The sequence below is a fragment of the Pseudomonas helvetica genome, assembly GCF_039908645.1.
GTDB classification, from domain to species: domain Bacteria; phylum Pseudomonadota; class Gammaproteobacteria; order Pseudomonadales; family Pseudomonadaceae; genus Aquipseudomonas; species Aquipseudomonas helvetica.
In genome coordinates this window covers 893,954-900,000 of sequence record NZ_CP150917.1, presented here as the reverse complement: position 1 = coordinate 900,000, position 6,047 = coordinate 893,954, and the positions used below count along the sequence as shown (strand labels likewise).

The 6,047-nt window shown below is 56.6% G+C and carries 6 protein-coding genes (1 of these 6 cut by a window edge); 1 reads left to right on the top strand and 5 read right to left on the bottom strand.

Annotation, left to right across the window (positions count from 1 at the left end; all coding sequences use genetic code 11):
• The 5 genes from msrP to AABM55_RS03945 form a co-directional block, all read right to left on the bottom strand.
• Window positions 1-866, bottom strand: the 5' portion of a protein-coding gene (gene msrP, locus AABM55_RS03965; protein WP_347928878.1) for a protein-methionine-sulfoxide reductase catalytic subunit MsrP. It extends 148 nt beyond the left edge of the window; 866 of the gene's 1,014 nt are visible here — the first part of the coding sequence; its start codon is at window positions 864-866; the stop codon falls past the left edge of the window.
• Window positions 867-929: 63 nt separating this feature from the next.
• Window positions 930-1,787 carry a CDP-diacylglycerol--serine O-phosphatidyltransferase gene (gene pssA, locus AABM55_RS03960; RefSeq protein WP_054595577.1) on the bottom strand — a complete coding sequence of 286 codons (858 nt, stop codon included), beginning with the start codon at window positions 1,785-1,787 and terminating at the stop codon, window positions 930-932.
• Between the two features lie 144 nt (window positions 1,788-1,931).
• On the bottom strand, window positions 1,932-2,948 hold the full coding sequence (gene ilvC / locus AABM55_RS03955) for a ketol-acid reductoisomerase (RefSeq protein ID WP_003185459.1): 1,017 nt from the start codon (window positions 2,946-2,948) through the stop codon (window positions 1,932-1,934).
• Window positions 2,949-2,996: 48 nt separating this feature from the next.
• Window positions 2,997-3,488 carry an acetolactate synthase small subunit gene (gene ilvN, locus AABM55_RS03950; RefSeq protein WP_003205610.1) on the bottom strand — a complete coding sequence of 164 codons (492 nt, stop codon included), beginning with the start codon at window positions 3,486-3,488 and terminating at the stop codon, window positions 2,997-2,999.
• Window positions 3,489-3,490: 2 nt separating this feature from the next.
• A complete protein-coding gene (locus tag AABM55_RS03945) occupies window positions 3,491-5,215 on the bottom strand; it encodes an acetolactate synthase 3 large subunit (protein WP_054598234.1) in 1,725 nt (574 codons plus the stop codon).
• 399 nt (window positions 5,216-5,614) lie between these two features.
• Between AABM55_RS03945 and AABM55_RS03940 the strand changes: the two genes are divergently transcribed.
• On the top strand, window positions 5,615-6,037 hold the full coding sequence (locus AABM55_RS03940; RefSeq protein ID WP_347928877.1) for a DUF4124 domain-containing protein: 423 nt from the start codon (window positions 5,615-5,617) through the stop codon (window positions 6,035-6,037).
• The last annotated feature ends 10 nt before the right edge of the window (window positions 6,038-6,047 follow it).

The window sequence follows — 6,047 nt, the reverse complement described above, 5'->3', positions numbered from 1 at the left end:
ACCGTAGGGTTCACGTTCGCGTAAAAGCCATACTCATCGGATGCAATGCTCTGCCAGGTGGTTTTCGGTTGCTCGCTGACCAGACTGATACGTACGATGGATTTGACGCTCTTGAACCCGTACTTCCACGGCACCACCAAGCGTAAAGGCGCGCCATTCTGATTGGGCAGCTCGCGGCCGTACATGCCGACGGCAAGAATCGCCAACGGATTCATCGCCTCGTCCAGACGTAGCCCTTCTACATAAGGCCAGTCGATCAAGGCGAAACCAGAACGCTGCCCGGGCATGGTCTTGGGGTCCTGCAAGGTTTCAAAACGAATGTACTTTGCTTTGGATGTCGGCTCGACCTGGCGAAGTAACGCCGAGATGGGAAAACCGATCCAGGGAATCACCATCGACCAGGCTTCTACACAGCGCAGACGATAGATGCGCTCCTCCAACTGATACGGCTTCATGAAGTCCTCCAGCGCATAACGCCCTGGCTTACCCACCTCGCCATCGACAACCACAGACCACGGCTCGGTTTTCAGTGCGCCAGCGTTTTGCGCTGGATCGCCCTTGTCGGTACCGAACTCATAGAAGTTGTTGTAGTGAGTCGCGTCCTTGAACGGCGTGATCGCCTCATCCTTGACGGTAACCGCCTCCCATTTGGTGGCAGGGAGTTTTTCGGAAAACCAGGAAGGCGCCTTGCCCGGCTCGACATCCGCGTACCGAGCCGCGTTGTCAGCACTGGCCCATCGTGGCAGGCCGCTGACCGCCATACCGGCGATCGCCCCACCAAGCACACTGCGACGAGAGAGATAGAGAGACTCAGGCGTGACGTCCGACTCATGAGAGTCGGACGACTTGGGAAACTTGAATAACATGGCAACTCCGCAGAATTGGAGGACAGATGCACCAATAGACTGCGGAGTATGGGGGAAATTACATCACTCGGCGTTTTTGTGCCGACGAAGATGCAACAGGTACTGCACCGGACCAGAAGCTGCATAGGCGAGAAAAACCAGCAGCAGAATGCGCGGCGGATCGCTGAAGACTACTGCAAACACCAGCACCACCGCCAGGATCGCTACGAAAGGTACACGCCCCTTCAGGTCCAGCTCTTTGAAGCTGTTGTACTTGATGTTGCTGACCATCAGCATCCCGGCGGCTGCAACCATCAGAGCAACCAGGAAGGACATCTTGGAGCCCTGAATCCCGTAATCGCTGAATGCCCAGACAATACCTGCAACCACACCTGCCGCAGCCGGACTGGCCAGACCGATGAAGTAGCGCTTGTCTGCAGTGCCGACCTGGGTATTGAAGCGCGCCAGACGCAATGCCGCGCCTGCGACATAGATGAAGGCAACCATCCAGCCAACCTTGCCCATATCCCCCAGTGCCCAGCCGAATGCCAGCAACGCCGGCGCAACACCGAAGGCAACCATGTCCGACAGCGAGTCGTACTCGGCACCGAAGGCGCTTTGGGTATTGGTCATGCGCGCTACCCGGCCATCAAGGCCGTCGAGGACCATGGCGACGAAAATCGCAATCGCCGCGAAAGCAAAATACTTGCTCGCGCTTGCAGCATCACCGGCACTCAAGGCGCTCTGGGCACTCATCGAGTTGATGATGGAGTAGAACCCTGCGAACAGGTTCGCAGTGGTGAACAAATTCGGCAGAAGATAGATACCACGATGCCGGACTTTACGGCCTTCAGCGTCATGCCCTTCTTCGACATGCTCATCGATGGGTAGCAGGCTTTCGGCGTCAGAGGCCTGGTTTGGCTCTTCGGGACGTTCGCTCATGGACATTACCTTGCAACGGTGTGGAAAGTTTCGACAGGTGTCTGCGACAACGGTTCGGCCGCAAACGATGCAGCTTTATACCAGAACCGACCACTCAAACGAAAAAACGCGGCCTAAGCCGCGTTTTCTGTACAAGCTCGTGACTTAGTTTTTGGCTTTGTCGACGATTTTGTTGGCGCCGATCCACGGCATCATCGAGCGCAGTTGCTCGCCGATGATCTCGATGCCGTGTGCAGCGTTGTTACGACGCTTGGCGGTCATCGAAGGATAGCCGGTAGCACCTTCGCTGATGAACATCTTGGCGTATTCGCCGTCCTGAATACGTTTCAGGGCATTACGCATGGCCTGACGGGATTCAGCGTTGATGACTTCAGGGCCGGTAACGTACTCGCCGTACTCGGCGTTGTTGGAGATCGAGTAGTTCATGTTGGCGATACCGCCTTCGTACATGAGGTCAACGATCAGCTTCAGTTCGTGCAGGCATTCGAAGTAGGCCATTTCTGGCGCGTAGCCAGCTTCAACCAGGGTTTCGAAACCGGCTTTGACCAGTTCAACGGTACCGCCGCACAGAACGGCTTGTTCGCCGAACAGGTCGGTTTCGGTCTCGTCCTTGAAGGTAGTTTCGATGATGCCGGTACGACCACCACCAACGCCGGCAGCGTAGGACAGTGCTACGTTTTTGGCGTTGCCGGAAGCGTCCTGATAGATAGCGATCAGGTCAGGGATACCGCCGCCTTTTACGAACTCGGAACGCACGGTGTGGCCCGGAGCCTTCGGCGCGATCATGATCACGTCGAGGTCAGCGCGCGGCACAACCTGGTTGTAGTGGATCGCGAAGCCGTGGGAGAAGGCCAGGGTGGCGCCTTTCTTGATGTTCGGCTCGATTTCATTCTTGTACAGGGCAGACTGGAACTCGTCCGGGGTCAGGATCATGACCAGGTCGGCAGCGGCAACAGCAGAAGCAACGTCAGTCACTTTCAGGCCGTGAGCTTCGGCTTTGGCAACAGTGGCCGAACCTTTACGCAGACCGACAGTAACGTCAACGCCGGAGTCTTTCAGGTTGCACGCTTGAGCGTGACCCTGGGAACCGTAACCGATGATGGCAACTTTCTTGCCCTGGATGATCGACAGGTCACAGTCTTTATCGTAGAAAACTTTCATGAATTTCCCCTATATATCCAGGCCGTTCAGGCCATTCGCTAATTTGGTTTAGATGCTGAGTACTTTGTCGCCACGGGCAATCCCGGTGACGCCACTGCGTACGGTTTCCAGAATCGAGGCAGTGCCGATCGACTGAATGAAACTGTCGAGCTTATCGCTGGTACCGGTCAATTGAACGGTATACACGCTGGCACTGACATCGACGATCTGTCCACGATAAATATCGGTAGTGCGTTTGATCTCGGCGCGCTGGGCGCCGGTGGCCTTGACCTTGACCAGCATCAGTTCGCGCTCGATGTGAGCGCTTTCCGACAGGTCGACCAGCTTGACCACTTCGATCAGTTTGTTCAGGTTCTTGGTGATCTGCTCGATGATTTCATCGTGGCCAACAGTGGTCAGCGTCAGACGCGACAGGGTCGGGTCTTCGGTAGGTGCCACGGTCAGGCTCTCGATGTTGTAGTTGCGCTGCGAGAACAGGCCGACTACACGAGACAGAGCGCCCGGTTCGTTTTCCAGAAGCAAGGAAATAATATGCCGCATGATTACGTACGCTCCGTCTTGCTCAGCCACATATCGCGCATGGAGCCGTCTTTGATCTGCATCGGATAGACGTGCTCGCTGGTGTCGACCGAAATATCGAGCACCACCAAGCGATCTTTCATGGCGAACGCTTCCTCCATCTTCGACTTCAAATCCTTCGAGTCGGTGATGCGCACGCCGACGTGACCATAGGCCTCTGCCAGCTTGACGAAGTCAGGCAGCGATTCCATGTAGGAGTGCGAGTGACGGCTGCCGTAACTCATGTCCTGCCACTGGCGAACCATACCCAGAACACCGTTGTTCAGGATGACGATTTTTACCGGCAAACCGTATTGCAGGCAGGTGGACAGTTCCTGAATGTTCATCTGGATACTACCCTCGCCCGTCACGCAGGCGACGTCGGCATCCGGGAAGCTCAACTTGATGCCCATCGCCGCCGGGAAACCGAAGCCCATGGTGCCCAGGCCACCGGAGTTGATCCAGCGGTTCGGCTTATTGAACGTGTAGTACTGCGCCGCGAACATTTGGTGTTGGCCCACGTCGGAGGTCACAAAGGCATCGCCCTTGGTCACTTCGCAGAGGGTTTCGATCACGGTTTGCGGCTTGATAACGCTACCGTCGCCCTTTTCATACGGGAACAGGCCACGATCACCACGCCACTCGTCAACTTGCTTCCACCAGCTGGCAACAGACTCCTTGTTCGGGGTCTCGCCGATTTCCTTGAGGATCGCGACCATTTCGGTCAGGACGCTCTCAACCGGGCCAACGATAGGCACGTCTGCCTTGATGGTCTTGGAAATCGAAGCCGGATCGATGTCGATGTGAATGATCTTGGCGTTCGGACAGAACTTGGCCGGGCCGTTGATCACGCGGTCATCGAAACGCGCGCCGACAGCGAGAATCACGTCAGCATGGTGCATGGCCAGGTTGGCGGTGTAGCTACCGTGCATGCCGAGCATGCCGATGAACTGACGGTCGGTGCCAGGGTAGCCACCCAGGCCCATCAGGGTGTTGGTCACTGGCAAGTTGAGCATTTGCGCCAGTTCGGTCAGCGGCGCGGAGCCACCGCCAAGGATCACGCCGCCGCCCGAGTACAGCACGGGACGCTTGGCCGCCAGAAGCATTTCTGCTGCCTTGCGGATTTGCCCGGAGTGACCACGAACCGCCGGGCTGTAGGAACGCAGCTTGGCTTTTTTCGGGAAGACGTATTCGAATTTTTCGGCCGGGTTGGTCATGTCTTTCGGGATATCGACAACGACAGGACCGGGACGACCGGATTGCGCCAGGTAGAACGCTTTCTTCATGACTTCCGGGATTTCCGACGCGTGCTTGATCATGAAGCTATGCTTCACGATCGGCCGGGAGATACCGATCATGTCGGTTTCCTGGAACGCATCGGTGCCTACCATGGTGCTAGGCACCTGGCCGGAAATGATCACCATCGGAATGGAGTCCATGTAGGCCGTGGCAATACCGGTGATGGCGTTGGTTGCGCCCGGCCCGGAGGTCACCAGTACTACGCCGGCTTTACCGGTAGCACGGGCATAGCCGTCAGCCATATGGGTCGCAGCCTGTTCGTGACGAACCAGGATGTGGGTCACTTCCGGTTCTTTGAACAGGGCATCGTATACATGAAGGAGAGCACCACCCGGGTACCCGTAGATATATTTGACGCCTTCGTCACGCAAAAAGCGGACGAGCATCTCACCGCCAGATAAAAGCTCCACGTTGTTCACCTCTAAAACGCCAGAATACCGCCCACATAAGGGGACGGGTCTTAATAGGTTTACTTCTCGGCAGAGCATGAGCGACGGTGGTCGCCGACTACGTCAGCACTGACTGAGCAAGTATTGGGATCGTCCCAAGTGTTGCGGGGCTTTCCCACCCAGCGCGAGGTAACGCGTTGCGGGTGTAACAGGTCGGCGCGGATATGCGCCTCATGATCTGCCGAGCGGGCCTGCTTCTGGCAGTCCCTCTACAGCGGACTTTGGATTCTTCTGTTTCGCCCTCTGCAAGTCAAGCCGTCAATGTGCTTTATTCGAACTAAGCGCATGAGAACGCAAGAAAAAACCTATAAACAGCAGGTGTGTTAGCTTCAATTGCGCAACCCACGACAAGGAAACGGCATGCGAACGTTGATCTTCACGGCCAGTCTGCTGATTGGCCTGAGCCCTTTGTGCATGGCCAGTCCGATCTACACATGGATTGATGGCCAGGGCGTTACCCATTTCGATGCACAGCCGCCTCAAGGGCAGGAAGCCACCACCGTAGTGAAACCCGCCCTGCCCGCTGGCAAACCGACCACCCCGCCGCGCAACAGCGCGACAGGCGATCAACAGGCCATCGATAGCACAGTGAAAAAGCAGGTCGCAGAGCAGCAAGCCCAGCTCAAGACGTTCTGCGAACAGGCACGAACGAACCTGGCTCAACTGCAGAACAATCCGAGGTTACGTGAGGAAGTCGACGGTGAGATGCGTCGCCTGACAGACCAACAGCGTCAGGAACGCATCACCGAAACACAAAAACAGATCAAGGATAACTGCCAGTAGTTAGGCACTG

Excerpts from the sequence above, each read along its gene's own strand:
- AABM55_RS03940 (WP_347928877.1), top strand. The coding sequence starts at position 5,615 with ATGCGAACGTTGATCTTCACGGCCAGTCTGCTGATTGGCCTGAGCCCT.
- ilvC (WP_003185459.1), bottom strand. The coding sequence starts at position 2,948 with ATGAAAGTTTTCTACGATAAAGACTGTGACCTGTCGATCATCCAGGGC.
- ilvN (WP_003205610.1), bottom strand. The coding sequence starts at position 3,488 with ATGCGGCATATTATTTCCTTGCTTCTGGAAAACGAACCGGGCGCTCTG.
- pssA (WP_054595577.1), bottom strand. The coding sequence starts at position 1,787 with ATGAGCGAACGTCCCGAAGAGCCAAACCAGGCCTCTGACGCCGAAAGC.